Consider the following 16,453-nt stretch of genomic DNA (forward strand, 5'->3'; position numbering starts at 1 on the left):
GGCCCGGGCTACTCCTCGCCCGTCTGATGCTCCCCGGACCGACCGCCGTGCACCTCGGCGGGCAGCTCGTCCACCGGCGCGACGACGACGTCCTGCAGCTTCCAGTCCAGCGCGGCGATCGCGTCCCGCAGCGCGCAGCAGCGGGCCACCGTCACGTCCGCCCCCTCGTGCGGCACCACGAACATCTCCACGTGGAACACGTGGCCCTCATCCCGGACGCGGGCGCCCGCATGGCGCACCCACGGCTCCGCCCAGGCGACCCGCTCGGCACGGTCGATGAGCGGGTGCGGCCGGGCGCCGTCGATCGTGGCGGCGCGGCGATCCGCCAGGTTCGTGACGGCCTCCTTGAGGTTCTTCCAGCCGTCCAGCACGATGCTCACGCCCACGAAGATCGCCGCAGCGGAGTCCGCCCACCACCAGCCCAGGCCGATGCCGGCCACGCCGACGATGGTCGCCACGCCCGTCTGCCAGTCCGCCTTGTTCATGTCCGCGTCCGCGTACAGCACGCGGTCGTGGAGCTGCTCGGCCAGCTTGAGCTTCTTGTGGCCGAGGATCATGGGCCCGGGCACGGACAGGGCCATCACGGCCATCATGAACCAGCCCTGCCACACGGTGTGCCCGAACAGGTCGAACGTGCCGATGGGCGGGTGCTCCGCCGTCACCAGGCCCAGCACGGAGTCGCCGACGAGGACCACGCCCATCACGGACAGGGCGACGGCGGCCACGAGGTGCCCCACCCCGACGGACCGGTGAGAGCCGTAGGGCCGGGCCCGCGTCGGGGCCATGCGGGCCACGCGCAGGGCGACGAGGAACACGATCGGTGGGATCAGGGAGAGCAGGTCCTCGATCCACGCGGCCCGCATGGCCTGCGAGGAGCCCATCACGATCGCCACGAGGACGATCGTGACCACGATCACCCCCAGCGTCGCCCATTCGAGCCGCTTGGCCTGCTGGACCACGCGCTCGATCTCCGGGGGCAGCTCCGTGGCGCCGAACCGGCGCCCGCTCGGCCCCGTCTCCCGGGTGTCCCGCCGCGTCATCGGGCCTCCTCCGCTGCGCGCTGGTCGAAGTACGCCTCGAGGGCCGTGAGCATCTGATTCTCACCCAGGGGCACGGCCATCACGAGCTTCACCGGCTCGCCGTCCGGGCCCTCCGCCTCGGCGTAGTCGCGGGTGATGCTCGCGTGCGACGTCCACGGGGACGCCGACGTCAGGCCGCCGGCCACCAGGTCCACGTCGCCCTTCTCCAGCGCGGTCATGAGCGCCTCCTCCCCGGCCACGGTCCACTCGACGCGTGCGTCGTGCGCCGCCGCGAACCCGCGGATCAGGTCGGGCTCGGGGCCGACGGGCTCGGCGCCCGAGGCGTCCACGTGGGGCGGGTGGTGCACGACGCCGGCGCGCAGCACCCCGCCCGTGACGCGGTCCAGGGTGCCGTCCGGGTCGGCGGGGTAGCCGGAGGAGGTGCAGGCGGTGAACCCGAGGGCGGCGCCCCCGAGCAGGCCCGTCAGGGCGGCCCGGCGGGTGAAGGTCATCGCCCTCATTCCGTGGGCGAGTGCGAGCGGTGCCCGGCGTTGCCCAGACCTTCGGCACCGTCGAGATGGTCGAGCACGAGGCGGACCGCCTCCCGGGCGTCGGTGGTCTCGGACCAACCGGTCGCGGCGCGCAGGGCCGTGGTGTCCATGATGGGCACCGCTGCGGCCATGTCCACCCACCCCGGGTCGGTGGGCTGCAGCCGTGCCCGGTAGCTCAGCGCCGCGGCCGCGCGGAATAGGCCCACGGGCAGCTCCAGGATGCGGCGCGCCCCGAGGACGGTGCCCATGGTGTGCGCGTCCAGCACGGGGTCGGCGGCCACATTGAAGGCGCCGCCCGCCCGGTGGACGATCACGCGCCAGTACGCGTCCGCCACGTCCTGGGCCGTGAGCGCCTGGAATCGCAGGCCCCGCGGGAACGGGAGCACCGGAGTGCGCAGGCGGGCGACCAGCCGGGCGGGGACGAGGTCGCCCAGGAAGTAGTCCTTGATCTCGGGCCCGGCGGCGGACTGGAAGATCAGCCCGGGGCGCAGCCGGGTCACGAGCAGCTCGGGGTGCTCGGCCTGCACGCGGTCGAGGATCGACTCGACCTCGGCCTTCTGCGCGGCGTAGTGCGAGGTGGGGACCCCGGTGGTGGGATGGGACTCGGGCACGGCGCGGCCCTTCGGCCCGGGCCCGTACGCGCCCACCGAGGACGCGTAGACCAGGTGGGGCACGCCCGCCTCGGCCACGGCCCGGAACACCCGCTCGTTGCCGGCCACGTTGACGGCGCGCAGGTGGTCGCGGTCGCGGTTGGGGCGGATCACCCACACCAGGTCGACGACGGCGTCGGCGCCGGCCACGATCTCGCGCAGCCGCCCCGCCGCCGTGGGCTCCGCCACGTCCAGGCGGTGCCACTCGACGCCGTCGTAGGGCGCTCCGGCCCGGTCCGGGCCGCGCCGGCTCACGCCCACGATCGAGCTCACCTCGTCCGCGGCCTGGAGGCGGTGCAGGACAGCGGTGCCGACGTTGCCCGTCGCGCCCAGGACGACGATCCTCACGGCTTCAGGACCACCTTGATGCAGCCGTCCTCCTTCTTCTGGAACGTCTCATAGAGGGCGGGCGCGTCCTCGAGCGGGGCGGTGTGCGTGGTCAGGTCGAGCACGCCGAGGGGGTCGGACGGGTCGTCGAGCAGGGGCAGCAGGTCGTCCACCCAGCGACGGACGTTGCACTGGCCCATCGTCAGGGTGACCTGCTTGTCGAACAGGGTGAGCATCGGCATCGGGTCCTTCATGCCGCCGTAGACCCCGGAGAGCGACACCGTGCCGCCACGCCGGACCGCGTCGATCGCGGTGTGGAGGGCGCTCAGGCGGTCGACGCCGGCGGTCTTCATGGCCGCCCGGCCGAGCGCGTCGGGCAGCAGGCCCACGGCGGTGTGGGCCGCATGCCCCGCCGGGGAGGCGTGCGCCTCCATGCCGACCGCGTCCACGACCCCGTCGGGGCCGCGGCCGCCGGTGCGCTCGCGGAGCACCTCGGCCTCGCCGCCGTCGGCGTCCAGGACCTCGATGCCGTGCCGGGCCGCCATCGCGCGGCGCTCGGGGACCGGGTCGACGCCGATCACCCGGTACCCCAGGTGCACGCCGATGCGTGCCGCCAGCTGGCCGATGGGGCCGAGGCCGAGCACCGCGAGCGTGCCGCCGTCGGGGACGTTCGCGTACTGGACCCCCTGCCAGGCGGTGGGGACGACGTCCGAGAGGAACAGCCACTGCTCATCCGGGCCGGTGTGCGGCACCTTCACGGGGCCGTAGTCCGCGTGGGGCACGCGCAGCAGCTCGGCCTGCCCGCCGGGGACGGAGCCGTAGAGCCGGGAGTAGCCGAAGAGTGCGGCGCCGGAGCCCTGCTCCCGCACCTGGGTGGTCTCGCACTGGGACTGCAGCCCGCGCTGACACATCCAGCACCGCCCGCAGGAGATGGTGAAGGGCACGACCACCCGGTCACCGGGCCGGATGTGGGTGACCTCGGACCCGACCTCGCGGACGATGCCCATCGGCTCGTGGCCGATCACGTCCCCCGCGTCCATGAACGGCCCCAGGACCTCGTACAGATGCAGGTCCGACCCGCAGATGCCGGTCGAGGTGACCTCGATGATCGCGTCCGTCGGCTCCTGGATCCGCGGATCCGGGACGTCCTCGACGGCGACGTTGCGCTTTCCCTGCCATGTGAGTGCTCGCATGGTGCGACCGTAGACGCGCCGGACGGGCCGGGGGAAGCATGGAGACGCGGCAGGGCCGCCACCTCGCCGGGGGAGCGGCCGCTCAGCCGGTGCGGCCGTCCAGCGACGCGCGGGTGCGGGCGGCGGCGTCCAGCACGACCGCGCGCAACGGGGCCACCGCGTCATCCGTGTCCTCACCCGCGGCCGGCGGGCCGGCCAGGGCCTGTGCCTCCACGCGACGCTGACGCGCGGCGCCACCGTCGTCGATCATCGCCTGGACGCCGGCGAGCTCCGCCGCGCAGCCCAGCCGCTCGGCGACCGGGGTCAGTCGCTCGATCTCCGCCGGCAGGTGCTCCGCCAGCGGGACCTGGGTGCCCCGGGCGTCCACGATCACGGTGGCGTCCATGCCGTACCGGGCGGCGCGCCACTTGTTCTCCTGCACGTGCCACGGCGGCAGGACCTCGACCGTCTCACCGCGCTCCAGGCTCGCGGACAGGTCATCCACGAGGCACTGCGTGTAGGCGGTCACGGCGGCGATCTCCTCGAGCGTGGCCAGGCCGTCGCACGCGCGCATCTCCACCGTGCCCAGGCGGGGCACGGCCCGCACGTCCCAGCGGCACTCGGTGACGTCCGCGATCATGCCCACCTGCTCCATCTGGGCCACGCAGCGCTCGAAGCCCTCCCACTCCTGGAACTGGAACGGCAGGCCGGCCGTGGGCAGCTGCTGGAACAGGAGGGTGCGCTGGGACTGGTAGCCCGTGTCCGTGCCCGCCCAGAAGGGGGACGAGGCCGAGAGTGCGAGCAGGTGCGGCACGCGGTTGACCAGGCCGTTCACCACCGGCATGGCCTTGGAGACGTCGTCCAGGCCCACGTGCACGTGCACGCCGAAGATCAGCAGCTGCCGACCCCAGTACTGGGTGAGATCCAGCATGCGGTCGTAGCGCTCACTGGGCGTCGAGGGCTGCGCGATCGCTTCCGCGAACGGGTGCGTGCCCTGGCAGAACAGGGAGATGCCCCGCGCAGCCGCGGCGTCGGCCACGCGCGCGGCGATCCGGCCGAGGTCCGCCGTCGCGGCGTCGACGCGCTCGTGCACGCCCGTGACGAGCTCCACCGTGTTCTGCAGGAGCTCGCTGGTCATGTGCGGGTTCACGTCGTCTTCGGCGAGGCCCTCGGCCGCATGCAGGGTGCGCAGCAGGTCCGGGGCCTCGGAGCGCAGCTCGCCGGACACGGCATCCACGAGCGCGAGCTCCCACTCGATTCCGAGAGTGGACTGCGCGGAGTCGGCGAAGGGCAGAGTCATGCCGCCCATCCTAGAAGCCCCGGCCCGGTCTGTGCCCGGTGTCCACGCTTCGGACCTAGGGTGGGGCGCATGGCCCGCCCCCGCCCCGCCTCCCGCCCGCCGCGCCCCACGGCCGCCGCCTCGGAGGCGGACGCCACCGCCCTGGCCCCCGTCCTCGAGCCGGGGGGCCGCGCGCTGCTCGACTCCCTCGCCGGGTACCGCGAGGCCGACGCGCTCGCGGTCTCCTCCCGCCTGCGTGCGGCCGGGCATCCTCCGGAGCGCGTGGCCGCCGCGCTGACCCAGGCCGCGCTGCGGTCCCGGGCGGAGGCCCGCCTCGGGCGGCAGGCGCGCCGGATGCTGTTCACCCGCGACGGCCTGGAGCAGGCCACCCGCCCGCTGGTCGCGGGCCTGCACGCGGACCGGCTGGCGGCCGCGGGGGCCCGGCGCGTCGCCGACCTCGGCTGCGGTCTCGGCCTGGACGCGCGCGCCTTCGCCGACCGGGGCCTGGACGTCGTGGCGGTGGAGCGGGACGCCGTCGTCGCCGCGGCCGCCGAGGTGAACCTCGCCGGCCACCGCGGTGCGCGTGTGGTGCACGGCGACGCCGTGGCCTGGGCCCGCGCCCACGTGCCCGCCGAGGCGGACGCGGTGTGGCTGGACCCCGCCCGCCGTCAGGTCGGCGGGGGCGGGTCCGCGCGCGTGTTCGACCCCGAGGCGTTCTCCCCGCCCCTGAGCGTCGTGACGGACATCGCCGCGACGGGCGTGCCGGTCGGGGTCAAGCTCGGCCCGGGGCTTCCGCACGAGGCCGTGCCGGAGGGCGCCGAGGCCGAGTGGGTGAGCATCGACGGCGACGTCGTGGAGGCCGCCCTGTGGTTCAACGCGGCGGCCCGCCCCGGGGTGCGGCGGGCGGCGCGCGTCATGACCGTCCGGGGTGGGGAGACGACGACGGCGCAGCTCGTCTCCGGCGCGGACTTCGGCGACTCGCCCGAGGTCGAGGCCGTGGGGGAGGAGGGCATGGCAGGGCTCGTCGGCGCGGTCCTGCACGAGCCGGACGGCGCGGTCATCCGGGCCGGACTCGTGACGGACCTGGCCGTGTCCTGGCCCGTGCCGACGCGGCAGCTGGACCCCCACCTGGCCTACCTCGTCGCGCCCGAGCCCGTGCACGACGGCCTGGCCCGCGCCCATCGGATCGAGGCGGTGCACGGCTTCCACCTGGCCTCCCTGCGGCGCTGGGCGAAGGAGACCGGGGTGGGCCGGCTGGACGTGAAGAAGCGGGGCATCCGCGAGACGCCCGAGGAGGTGCGTCGCGCCGTCCTCGGCGGGGCGAAGCCGGGCCGGCGTGGCGGGGCCGGACGGCACGCCACCCTCGTGCTGGCGCGCGTGGGTCGGTCGCGGTTCGCCCTCGAGGTGACGCCGTTGGACTGACGGGGCTCGAGGCCGCGGGCCCCGGGCGGCGGGAGCCGTCGAACCCCCGTTGGGGGATTACGGCACCCTCGTGTACGGTATTCGACTGAGGCAAGGCTCACCTCCACGGGAGCGCGCCCACCACCCCGACTGCTCATCCCGGGGCAGCCCCGCCGCCCAGAAGGAGAACCATGCCGCGTTCCGTCAGCGCCCCCCGCCTCGCCCGTCTCGCCCTGACCTCGGTGGCGGCCCTCGCCCTCGTCGGCTGCTCCGCCGGCGGCGCGGCCACGGGCTCGTCCTCCGCGAGCGCCTCCGGCGAGTCATCGGCCTCCGCGAGCGCCGCCGGCGGCTCCTCGGCCGCCTCGGGCGGCATCGCGACCGGGGTCACCGTCACCGACATGTCCGGCGCCGAGGTCACCCTGCCGGAGGAGGTCGACTCCGTCATCGCCACGGACAACCGCATCTTCCGCACCCTGGACGACTGGGGCGTCGAGCTGTCTGCCGCGCCGAAGCAGATCATGTACAAGGGCGAGGGCGGGCCCTCCTACCTCCAGGACGACTCGGTCGCCGACATCGGCAACCACCGGGAGCCGGACATGGAGCTGTTCGTCACGGCCGAGCCGGACGTCGTGTTCAACGGCCAGCGGTTCAACGAGCGCAAGGCCGAGATCGACGAGCTGACCGGCGACGCCGCCGTCGTGGACACGGACTTCGACGTCACGCAGACCCCCATGGACGAGGGCCTGAAGGAGCTGACCACCCTGCTGGGCGAGGCCACCGGCCACGAGGCCGATGCCGAGAAGCTCATCGCCGACTTCGACGCCGCCACCCAGCGCGCCAAGGACGCCTACAACCCCGAGCAGACCGTCATGGGCCTCATCGCCTCGGGCGGCGAGCTGTCGTACGTCGCGCCCAGCACCGGTCGCGCCATCGGCCCGTTCTTCGACATGCTGGGCCTGACCCCGGCCCTCGAGCAGTCGGGCACCGACAACCACCAGGGCGACGACATCTCCGTCGAGGCCATCGCGAAGTCGAACCCGGACTGGCTGATCGTCATGGACCGCGACGCCGCCATCGGCGAGGAGAACGCCACCGCCGCCGAGCTGATCGAGCGCTCCGAGGCCCTCCAGGACGTGACCGCGGTGAAGGAGGGCAACATCGTCTACCTGCCCGCCGACTTCTACGTCGCCGAGGACATCCAGAACCACACCACCGTCATGGAGGACCTCGCGAAGGCCTTCGAAGGCGCGCAGTGATCCTCGACGTGCGTCACCACGTCGCCGACGCCCCGCCCCGGCTCGAGGAGCCGGGGCGGGGCGACCGCGTGTGCTGGGTCCCGCCCGCCGTCCTGCGGCCCGAGCGCACCCGCTGGCAGCGCACCTGGCCGCTGCTGGTCGGCGTCGTGGTGACCGCGGCCCTCGTCGTGGTCTCGCTGTTCGTGGGCGTGTACGACGTCGGCGCGGAGGGCGGACGCGAGATGTTCGCCATCACGCGCGTGCCGCGCACGGTCGCCCTCGTGCTGGCCGGCGCCTCGATGGCGATGTGCGGGCTGATCATGCAGCTCATGACGCAGAACCGCTTCGTGGAGCCCAGCACCACGGGCACCACCGAGTGGGCCGGTCTCGGCCTGCTGGTGACCATGGTGCTCGTGCCGGGGGCGGGCCTGGTGACCCGGATGGCCGGGGCCATCCTCTTCGCCTTCGTCGGCACCCTCGTGTTCTTCCTCTTCCTGCGGCGTGTGCGCCTGCAGTCCTCCCTCATCGTGCCGATCGTGGGCATCATGCTCGGCGCCGTCGTGGGCGCCGCCTCGACGTTCCTCGCCCTCCAGACGGACATGCTGCAGCAGGTGGGCGCGTGGTTCGCGGGCTCGTTCACCTCCGTGGTCCGCGGCCGGTATGAGCTGCTCTTCCTCGTGCTGATCGTGTGCGTGGCGGTCTTCGTCATCGCGGACCGCTTCACCGTGGCCGGCCTCGGCAAGGACGTCGCCACGAACGTCGGCCTCAACTACGACGCCGTGATCCTCACCGGCGTGGCCATGGTGGCCGTGGCCACCGGGGTGGTCACCGTGGTGATCGGGGCCCTCCCGTTCCTGGGGCTCGTGGTCCCCAACCTCGTGTCCATGGTCCGTGGCGACAACCTGCGCACGAACCTGCCCTGGGTGGTCATGGTCGGCGTGTGGATCGTGATCGTCTGCGACCTGATCGGGCGCACCGTGATCGCCCCGTTCGAGGTGCCCATCTCGCTGATCCTGGGCCTCGTGGGCGCGATCGTGTTCCTCGCCCTGCTGCTGAGGCAGGCCAAGCATGGTTGAGCCGCTCGCGACCGCCCCGGGTCGCATCCCCGCCCCGCCCGGCGGCGCCACCGCGGCCGGGCCCGTCGACGCCGACGCCCCGCGCCGGTCCGGCGCGTTCGTCACCGCCGCCGACCGCCGGAGGTATGCGGTCGTCGTCGCGGTGCTGGCCGTCGTCGCCGTGCTCTCCACCGCCGGGGTCCTGCTCTGGGGCAACGGGGCCGAACCCGGTTCGCGCGCGTTCTGGATGATCGCGCGGATGCGCGTGGAGTCCCTGGGCGTGATCGGCATCGTGGCGCTGTGCCACTCCTTCGCGACCGTCAGCTTCCACACGGTGACGGGCAACCGCATCATCACGCCCTCGATCATGGGGTTCGAGGCGCTCTACACCGCCGTGTCGACCGCCGCCGTGTACGTGCTGGGGGCCGCGGGCGTCGCGGTGCTGACCGGGGTGGGGCCGTTCCTCGCCCAGGCCGCGCTCATGGTGGCGCTGGCGACGGCCCTGTACTCGTGGCTGCTCTCCCGGCCCTACGGCAGCGTCCATCTGATGCTGCTCGTGGGCGTGGTGCTGGGCGGCGGGCTGGCCGCGCTGAGCACGTTCATGCAGCGACTGCTGGACCCGAACTCGTTCGACCTGCTGAGCGCGCGGCTCTTCGGCAACATCTCGAACGCCCGGACCGAGTACGTGGCGATCGCCGCGCCCATCGCCGTCGTCGTGTGCGCGCTGCTGTGGCTGCGCTCCCGCCGCCTGAACACGGTGGCGCTCGGCGCCGACGCCGCGACCAACCTGGGCCTGCACCACCGGCGCGAGCTCATGGTGACGCTGCTGCTGGTCTCCGTGCTGATGGCCATGACCACCGCGCTCGTGGGCCCGATGACGTTCCTCGGCTTCCTCGTGGCGACGCTGGCGTACAGCCTCGTCGACACCCACGACCACCGGTTCATCCTCCCGGTGGCGGCGCTGGCCGGGTACGCGGTGCTCACGAGCGCCTACTTCGTGCTGCGGCACGTGTTCTACGCGGGGGGTGCGGTCACGGTGGTCATCGAGCTGATCGGCGGCATCACCTTCCTGGTCGTCGTGATGAGAAAGGGACGTCTGTGATCGAGCTGCGCGGCGTGGTGAAGCGCCACAGCGACGAGGTGTGCATCGGGCCCGTGGACCTGGACATCCAGGCCGGGGGAGTGACCGCGCTCGTGGGGCCCAACGGGGCGGGCAAGTCCACGCTGCTGACGATGATCGGCCGGCTGCAGGACGCCGACGCCGGGACGATCGCCGTGGGCGGGCACGACATCACCACGACGCCGTCCCGGAGGATCGCGCAGACCCTGTCCATCCTGCGGCAGGAGAACCACTTCGTGACGCGGCTGACCGTGCGACAGCTCGTGGGGTTCGGGCGCTACCCGTACACGCGCGGCCGGCTGACCCTGGAGGACGAGCGGCACGTGTCCGACGCGATCGACTTCCTCAACCTCGGCCCGTTCGAGAACCGGTACCTCGACCAGCTCTCGGGCGGCCAGCGGCAGCGCGCGTACGTGGCGATGGTGCTGGCGCAGAACACCGAGTACGTGCTGCTGGACGAGCCGCTGAACAACCTGGACATGCAGCATTCGGTGCAGATGATGCAGCAGCTGCGTCGGGCGGCCGACGAGCTGGGCCGGACCGTGGTGATCGTGCTGCACGACATCAACTTCGCCGCCCACTACGCCGACCGGATCGTGGCCATGGGCGACGGCCAGGTGGTGGAGACCGGCACCCCGGCCGAGATCCTGTGCCCTGAGGTGCTGGAGCGGATCTTCAAGACCCCCTGCAGCGTGGTGGACGGACCGCACGGGCCGCTGGCCGTGTACTACTGAGCGGGGCGACGGTGAGGCCGGCCCGGGTCGGTCCGGGCGGGGGTCGGGTGCCCGGCCGACGCGAGCGTTCCGTGGGCAGAACCCGCCGGGTCTCGCCTTCCGGGGGCAGAACCCGCGTGTTTCCAGGTTCCGTGGGCAGAAGCACCCTCGCTTCTGCCCACGGAACCCCTGCGCATGGACGGCAGGGCCATACGCGACGACGACGTCAGGCATCCCAGCCGTTCGAGACCTGTGCCCGTCGTCTGAGGACGGCCTCGATCACCCGCGCGTATCCCTCGCCGACGTCCCGGCTCGTGACGTGCAGGGTCATCTGCCCACGCTCCGCGTAGTACTGGTCTCGCCGGGCGTCCCGGGCGTGTTGCTCGGCACTCCGGTGCACCTCGCCGTCGTACTGGAGGACGAGCCGGCAGTCCTCGAACCACAGATCGGCCTCGGGGGCGTCCCGCCGCCCGGGGTCGAACACGTGCTGCAGCGTCGGCTCGCCCAGCCCCGCCTCGACGAGCGCCAGCCTCAGCCGGGTCTCCTGCGGCGAGTCGGCACCCACCCGTACGCGCTCGAGCGCCGCCGTCGCCCGCGGTCTTCCGACGAACCGCCCGAGCGGCCGCATCGCCTCGTGCAGCGCGGTGACCGTGGTGATGGGAGGCCGCCGGCCGCGCGGGGACCAGGGGTGACGGACCAGGTGGTCACCCGCCGACACGAGGGATGCCTCGTCCCAGGGGTGGCCGATCGAGCACAGATCGAGCCAGGTCCGTTCCGGCGTCGTCACCCGTAGCCCGAGCACGGAGGTGACGTGGCCGGCGGGCAGGGGTCTGCGGTGCTCCATGACGCCGGGGATCCGCGCCCGTGCGGTGCCGCGGTGCAACGTGATCTCGACGGCGGCGCGTCGCGTGGCCCCGCCCGGGGGAAGCGGGAGGCCGTGGAGGTGCGCCGCCGTCTCGTGGGAGAGAACGGCGTCGGGACGGGACCGCAGGAGGGCGGTCAGCAGGTCGAGGCCGACCCCGTGGTGCGGCGGCGGGAGCCCGGCAGACTCCCAGGTGCGCAGCGGCATGTCACGGCGACGGTGGATGCCGCGGGCGAGGCGGAGGACGTCGGACCGCCGCACCCGGCTGGGCGGCAGACCGCGTTCGAGCACGTCGCGGGTGGTGAAGACGGGGACGAGGGGGAGATCGGGGGCGAAGGACATGGGTCGACCTTGACGCGGTCGGCCTGACGACGGCCGGGCGGGCCGCGTGTCTGTGCACACCGGCGCGGGGTGGGCCGGCTGTGCAGGACTCGGCGGCGGCCGGTTGTCCCGCCGGGACGACGTCGTCATGGCTCGGTGGGCAGAACTGCGAGGAGTTCCGCCCACGCAACATCCGTGGGCAGAAGAGAGGGCGCTTCTGCCCACGGAGATCGAAAACCTGCGGATGCTGCCCACGCGATGGGCGGGGGTGTGGTTTCTGCCCACGGAGGGGGGAGGGGGGAGGGCGGGGAGTGGGGGAGGGACAGGTTGCGGGCCGCAGTCGTGACCACTCCGTATGCTCCCGGGCCCGGGCCCGGAACCCGCCCCGCCCGCCGCCCCACGGCATCCCACCGCACCGCGCCCCGCGCCCTCCGCCCACGGCGGACGGCGGGGACACGGCTGGCACTCATGTTGAAGGAGTGCCAGAACCCGGAGTAGAGTGGGCACTGGCACTCGGGGGTACCGGGTGCCAATGCCCGAGGTGGACCGTCCGGCACCGCGACGACGGAGGGTCTGACGCCCGTGGCGCACCCGCAGACCACAGCATCAGCGGTCCGGCGAGCCCGCCGGAGCCGCACGTCGACGAAGAAGGAGTGTGCAGCATGTCTGTCTCCATCAAGCCCCTCGAGGATCGCATCGTTGTCCGCCCCCTGGAGGCCGAGCAGACCACCGCGTCGGGCCTCGTGATCCCGGACACCGCCAAGGAGAAGCCGCAGGAGGGCCAGGTCGTGGCCGTGGGCCCGGGCCGGGTCGCCGAGAACGGCAACCGCGTGCCGGTCGACGTCGCCGAGGGTGACGTGGTGCTGTACTCCAAGTACGGCGGCACCGAGGTCAAGGTCGGCGGCGAGGAGTACCTGGTGCTCTCCGCCCGCGACGTGCTGGCCGTCGTCACCAAGTGACCCCGCCGCGACGGGCCCGGTGAGCGGCGCGCACCGCACCGGTGCGCGCGCCCCGGGCCCCTCGCGTCCCCGCACCCCCTGACTCCCTGAACGAAAGGAGCGTCCGTCATGGCCAAGCAGCTGGCTTTCAACGACGACGCACGCCGCGCCCTCCAGGCCGGCATCGACAAGCTCGCCGACACCGTCAAGGTCACCCTCGGCCCCAAGGGCCGCAACGTGGTGCTCGACAAGGCGTGGGGCGCCCCCACCATCACCAACGACGGCGTCACGATCGCCCGTGAGGTGGAGCTGGAGGACCCGTACGAGAACATGGGCGCCCAGCTCGCCAAGGAGGTCGCCACCAAGACCAACGACATCGCGGGCGACGGCACCACCACCGCCACCGTGCTGGCCCAGGCCCTCGTGAACGAGGGTATGCGCCAGGTCGCCGCCGGCGCCGCGCCGGGCGAGGTCAAGAAGGGCATCGAGGTGGCCGTGGCCGCCGTCGAGCGGCGCCTGCAGGAGAACGCCCGCCCGGTCGAGGGCCAGGAGGTGGCCCACGTGGCCGCCATCTCGGCCCAGAACGACGAGGTCGGCGAGCTGCTGGCCCGCGCGTTCGACACGGTCGGCACCGACGGCGTCATCACCATCGAGGAGTCCTCCACGACCTCCACCGAGCTGGACGTCACCGAGGGCATGCAGTTCGACAAGGGCTTCCTGTCCCCGTACATGGTCACCGACGCCGAGCGTCAGGAGGCCGTGCTCGAGGACGCCTACGTCCTGATCAACTCGGGCAAGATCTCCAACGTGCAGGAGCTGCTGCCCCTGCTGGAGAAGGTCCTGCAGGCCAACAAGCCGCTGTTCGTGATCGCCGAGGACGTCGAGGGCGAGGCCCTGTCCACCCTCGTGGTCAACAAGATCCGCGGCACCCTGAACGTCGTGGCCGTCAAGGCCCCGGGCTTCGGCGACCGCCGCAAGGCCATGATGCAGGACATCGCGATCCTCACCGGCGCCCAGGTCGTCTCCCCGGACCTCGGCATGAAGCTCGAGCAGGCCGACCTGGACGTGCTCGGCTCCGCCCGCCGCATCACCGTCACCAAGGACGAGACCACCATCGTCGACGGCGGCGGTGCGGCCGAGGACGTCGAGGCCCGGGTCGCCCAGATCAAGGCCGAGGCCGCCGCGACCGACTCCGACTGGGACCGCGAGAAGCTCCAGGAGCGCCTCGCCAAGCTCTCCGGCGGCATCGGCGTGATCCGCGTGGGCGCCGCCACCGAGGTGGAGCTCAAGGAGCGCAAGCACCGCATCGAGGACGCCGTGTCCTCGACCCGCGCCGCCCTCGAGGAGGGCATCGTGGCCGGCGGCGGCACCGCGCTCATCAACGCGCTGACCGCGCTCGACACCGACGCCGACGTCCAGGCCCTGACCGGCGACGCCGCCGTGGGCGTGGACATCGTCCGCAAGGCCCTGAAGCAGCCGCTGCGCTGGATCGCCCAGAACGCGGGCGAGGACGGCTACGTGGTGGTCTCCAAGGTCGCCGAGCTGGAGCCGAACCACGGCTTCAACGCGAAGACCGGCGTCTACGGCGACCTGATCGCCGACGGCGTGATCGACCCGGTCAAGGTGACCCGCTCCGCGCTGGCCAACGCCGCCTCCATCGCGGCCCTCGTGCTGACCACCGAGACCCTCGTGGCGGACAAGCCCGCCGAGGAGGACGAGGCCGACCACCAGCATTGACCCCTGAGTCGGCCCTGACGCGGCCGGTCGACGACGACGGCCCCTCGCCCGCCCGGGTGAGGGGCCGTCGTCGTGCGGGCGGGAGACGACCGCCGTCCGGGGCGCCCCCTAGGGTGTGCCCATGGACACACCCACGCCGCCCCGTCCCACCGGGTCCCACCCGACCCGGACCCCGGCCCGGCCACGGCTGCGCCGCTTCGTCCGGGAGTTCTCCTATCCGCACGGCATCCACCCGGCCCTCGTGCCGGGCGTGTCCGTGGAGGACCGCCGGGTGCGCTACGGCGTGGACCGGGCGATCCTCACCGTCGTCGGCCTGCTGGTGGTCGGCTTCGTGGTGTGGGGCGTGCTGCAGCCGGACGCCGTCCTGGCCGTCTCGAGCGCGGCCCTCGACTGGGTGATGCTCCACGCCGGCTGGCTGTTCGCCCTGCTGGCCATCGGGATGGTGTGGTGTTCCTGCTGGCCCTGGCGTTCTCCCGGTACGGCGAGATCCCGCTGGGCCTGGACGGGGAGAAGCCGGAGTACTCCACGGCGAGCTGGTCGGCCATGCTCTTCGCGGCCGGCATCGGCATCGGCACCATCTTCTTCGGCCCGTACGAGCCGCTGACCTACTACCTGGCCCCGCGCCCGGGGGCGTATGAGGCGGGGAGCGAGGAGGCGGTGACGGGCGCGCTGGCCCAGGCCGCGCTGCACTGGGGCGTGAACGCGTGGGCGATCTACGCGATCGTCGGCCTGTCGGTCGGCTACGTGTCCTACCGCCGGGGTCGGGTGCCGCTGATGAGCTCGATCATCGCGCCGCTGTTCGGCGACTCCCAGCGCAGCGACTCGGTCGGCGCGCGCCTGATCGACGGGCTCGCGATCATCGCCACCCTGTTCGGCACGGCGGCCTCGCTGGGCATCGGCGCCCTGCAGATCGGCCGCGGCGTGCAGATCGTCTCGGGCTGGTCCGCGCCGGGGAACACGGTGGCGCTGGGGATCATCGTGGTGCTCACGATCGGCACCATCTTCTCGGCGGTGTCCGGTGTGGCCCGCGGCATCCGGTGGCTGTCCAACATCAACATGCTGCTCGCCCTCGGCCTGGCGCTGTTCTTCTTCGTCGTCGGCCCGACGGCGTTCCTGCTGAACATCGTGCCCGGCGTCCTGATGGACTACGTCTCCTCCGCCCCGGACGCCCTCGGCGCCTCGATGGCCGAGGGGGAGGACATGCAGGAGTTCCTCTCCAGCTGGACGATCTTCTACTGGGCGTGGTGGGTCAGCTGGGCCCCGTTCGTGGGCGTGTTCATGGCGAAGATCTCGAAGGGCCGGACCATCCGCCAGTACGTCCTCGGCGCCCTGTTCATCCCGGCCGCGGTGATCGTCGGCGCGTTCACGATCATCGGCGGCACCACCATCTGGCTGCAACGGACGCAGGGCTCCGTGGCGCCGGACGGCACGGCCGCGTCGCTGCCCGCGCCGGCGGAGATCTTCTGGGTGGTCCTGGACCAGCTGCCCGGCGGCGGGCTGGTGGCCCCGGTCGTGATCGTCATGCTGGCGGTCTTCTTCATCACGACGGCGGACTCCGCCTCGATCGTGAACTCGCAGCTCTCGCAGCGCGGCGCCCCGGCCCCGCGCCGCACGATCACGGTGTTCTGGGCACTGTGCATGGCGGGCATCGCCGTCGTGATGCTGCTGACCGGCGGCGACACCGCGCTCACCGGCCTGCAGAACCTCATCACCATCACGGCGCTGCCGTTCACCGTGGTGCTCGTCCTCATGGCGGTCGCGCTCCAGCGCGAACTGGCCAACGACCCCTTCGCGATCCGTGACCGGTACCAGCGGGCCGCCGTCGAGAAGGCGACGGTGCGGGGCCTGGTGGAGTACGGGGACGACTTCGCGTTCACGGTGGAGCGCACCCCGCCGGGCAGCTGGTACGCGGCCGGCGAGGGATTCGACTCCACCGCCGCGGAGATCACCGACTGGTACCGCCGCACGGACGAGGACGGGAACCCCGTGGACGACGACTACGTGCTGGGCGAGTACCTGGACGAGGGGGACGGCGCGGACGGGCCCGCCGGAGCGGGCCCGTCCGGTCGCTGA

Annotated in this window: 14 protein-coding genes; 8 read left to right on the top strand and 6 right to left on the bottom strand. The window is 73.0% G+C overall.

Going from position 1 to position 16,453, the window contains the following annotated elements; genetic code table 11:
• Positions 1 to 8 precede the first annotated feature (8 nt).
• The 5 genes from ACUW6W_RS03450 to ACUW6W_RS03470 form a co-directional block, all read right to left on the bottom strand.
• Positions 9 to 1,040, bottom strand: coding sequence for a cation diffusion facilitator family transporter (locus ACUW6W_RS03450; RefSeq protein WP_095346372.1), 1,032 nt, complete (start codon positions 1,038 to 1,040; stop codon positions 9 to 11).
• Positions 1,037 to 1,531, bottom strand: a complete 495-nt coding sequence (locus ACUW6W_RS03455) for a transglycosylase SLT domain-containing protein (protein ID WP_123243871.1) — start codon at positions 1,529 to 1,531, stop codon at positions 1,037 to 1,039. The genes ACUW6W_RS03450 and ACUW6W_RS03455 overlap by 4 nt, the downstream gene beginning before the upstream one ends.
• Positions 1,532 to 1,536: 5 nt before the next feature.
• Positions 1,537 to 2,568, bottom strand: coding sequence for an NAD-dependent epimerase/dehydratase family protein (locus ACUW6W_RS03460; protein WP_036315887.1), 1,032 nt, complete (start codon positions 2,566 to 2,568; stop codon positions 1,537 to 1,539).
• Positions 2,565 to 3,740 (bottom strand): zinc-dependent alcohol dehydrogenase, encoded by a 1,176-nt coding sequence (locus tag ACUW6W_RS03465; protein ID WP_123243870.1) that lies wholly within the window; start codon positions 3,738 to 3,740, stop codon positions 2,565 to 2,567. Before ACUW6W_RS03465 ends, ACUW6W_RS03460 begins: the two co-directional genes overlap by 4 nt.
• Before the next feature lie 82 nt (positions 3,741 to 3,822).
• On the bottom strand, positions 3,823 to 5,019 hold the full coding sequence (locus tag ACUW6W_RS03470) for a glutamate--cysteine ligase (RefSeq protein WP_123243869.1): 1,197 nt from the start codon (positions 5,017 to 5,019) through the stop codon (positions 3,823 to 3,825).
• A gap of 69 nt (positions 5,020 to 5,088) precedes the next feature.
• Between ACUW6W_RS03470 and ACUW6W_RS03475 the strand changes: the two genes are divergently transcribed.
• The 5 genes from ACUW6W_RS03475 to ACUW6W_RS03495 all read left to right on the top strand — a co-directional run bounded on the left by ACUW6W_RS03475 (position 5,089) and on the right by ACUW6W_RS03495 (position 10,543).
• The gene (locus ACUW6W_RS03475) at positions 5,089 to 6,420 is read left to right on the top strand and encodes a THUMP-like domain-containing protein (RefSeq protein ID WP_134377078.1); all 1,332 of its coding nucleotides are present in this window, start codon (positions 5,089 to 5,091) and stop codon (positions 6,418 to 6,420) included.
• 170 nt (positions 6,421 to 6,590) lie between these two features.
• Positions 6,591 to 7,655, top strand: coding sequence for a siderophore ABC transporter substrate-binding protein (locus tag ACUW6W_RS03480; RefSeq protein ID WP_454179805.1), 1,065 nt, complete (start codon positions 6,591 to 6,593; stop codon positions 7,653 to 7,655).
• Positions 7,652 to 8,710, top strand: coding sequence for an ABC transporter permease (locus ACUW6W_RS03485; protein WP_080981700.1), 1,059 nt, complete (start codon positions 7,652 to 7,654; stop codon positions 8,708 to 8,710). Before ACUW6W_RS03480 ends, ACUW6W_RS03485 begins: the two co-directional genes overlap by 4 nt.
• Positions 8,703 to 9,791, top strand: a complete 1,089-nt coding sequence (locus ACUW6W_RS03490; protein WP_134377077.1) for an iron chelate uptake ABC transporter family permease subunit — start codon at positions 8,703 to 8,705, stop codon at positions 9,789 to 9,791. The genes ACUW6W_RS03485 and ACUW6W_RS03490 overlap by 8 nt, the downstream gene beginning before the upstream one ends.
• Positions 9,788 to 10,543 carry an iron ABC transporter ATP-binding protein gene (locus tag ACUW6W_RS03495; protein ID WP_134377076.1) on the top strand — a complete coding sequence of 252 codons (756 nt, stop codon included), beginning with the start codon at positions 9,788 to 9,790 and terminating at the stop codon, positions 10,541 to 10,543. The genes ACUW6W_RS03490 and ACUW6W_RS03495 overlap by 4 nt, the downstream gene beginning before the upstream one ends.
• Before the next feature lie 205 nt (positions 10,544 to 10,748).
• Here ACUW6W_RS03495 and ACUW6W_RS03500 read toward each other — a convergent pair whose 3' ends face one another.
• Complete coding sequence (locus ACUW6W_RS03500; RefSeq protein WP_036315903.1) at positions 10,749 to 11,726, bottom strand: hypothetical protein; 978 nt, start codon at positions 11,724 to 11,726, stop codon at positions 10,749 to 10,751.
• Between the two features lie 641 nt (positions 11,727 to 12,367).
• On the opposite strand from ACUW6W_RS03500, the gene groES reads away from it, so the two are divergent.
• From groES to ACUW6W_RS03515, 3 genes are all read left to right on the top strand, one after another.
• The gene (gene groES, locus ACUW6W_RS03505; protein WP_002857590.1) at positions 12,368 to 12,664 is read left to right on the top strand and encodes a co-chaperone GroES; all 297 of its coding nucleotides are present in this window, start codon (positions 12,368 to 12,370) and stop codon (positions 12,662 to 12,664) included.
• Positions 12,665 to 12,772: 108 nt separating this feature from the next.
• The gene (gene groL, locus ACUW6W_RS03510) at positions 12,773 to 14,380 is read left to right on the top strand and encodes a chaperonin GroEL (protein WP_123244326.1); all 1,608 of its coding nucleotides are present in this window, start codon (positions 12,773 to 12,775) and stop codon (positions 14,378 to 14,380) included.
• A gap of 447 nt (positions 14,381 to 14,827) precedes the next feature.
• Positions 14,828 to 16,453, top strand: a complete 1,626-nt coding sequence (locus ACUW6W_RS03515) for a BCCT family transporter (protein ID WP_313957610.1) — start codon at positions 14,828 to 14,830, stop codon at positions 16,451 to 16,453.

This window comes from Micrococcus sp. 093350064-1, assembly GCF_053627955.1.

Excerpts from the sequence above, each read along its gene's own strand:
- ACUW6W_RS03475 (WP_134377078.1), top strand. The coding sequence starts at position 5,089 with ATGGCCCGCCCCCGCCCCGCCTCCCGCCCGCCGCGCCCCACGGCCGCC.
- groES (WP_002857590.1), top strand. The coding sequence starts at position 12,368 with ATGTCTGTCTCCATCAAGCCCCTCGAGGATCGCATCGTTGTCCGCCCC.
- ACUW6W_RS03470 (WP_123243869.1), bottom strand. The coding sequence starts at position 5,019 with ATGACTCTGCCCTTCGCCGACTCCGCGCAGTCCACTCTCGGAATCGAG.
- ACUW6W_RS03500 (WP_036315903.1), bottom strand. The coding sequence starts at position 11,726 with ATGTCCTTCGCCCCCGATCTCCCCCTCGTCCCCGTCTTCACCACCCGC.
- ACUW6W_RS03450 (WP_095346372.1), bottom strand. The coding sequence starts at position 1,040 with ATGACGCGGCGGGACACCCGGGAGACGGGGCCGAGCGGGCGCCGGTTC.
- ACUW6W_RS03490 (WP_134377077.1), top strand. The coding sequence starts at position 8,703 with ATGGTTGAGCCGCTCGCGACCGCCCCGGGTCGCATCCCCGCCCCGCCC.
- ACUW6W_RS03455 (WP_123243871.1), bottom strand. The coding sequence starts at position 1,531 with ATGACCTTCACCCGCCGGGCCGCCCTGACGGGCCTGCTCGGGGGCGCC.
- groL (WP_123244326.1), top strand. The coding sequence starts at position 12,773 with ATGGCCAAGCAGCTGGCTTTCAACGACGACGCACGCCGCGCCCTCCAG.
- ACUW6W_RS03480 (WP_454179805.1), top strand. The coding sequence starts at position 6,591 with ATGCCGCGTTCCGTCAGCGCCCCCCGCCTCGCCCGTCTCGCCCTGACC.
- ACUW6W_RS03465 (WP_123243870.1), bottom strand. The coding sequence starts at position 3,740 with ATGCGAGCACTCACATGGCAGGGAAAGCGCAACGTCGCCGTCGAGGAC.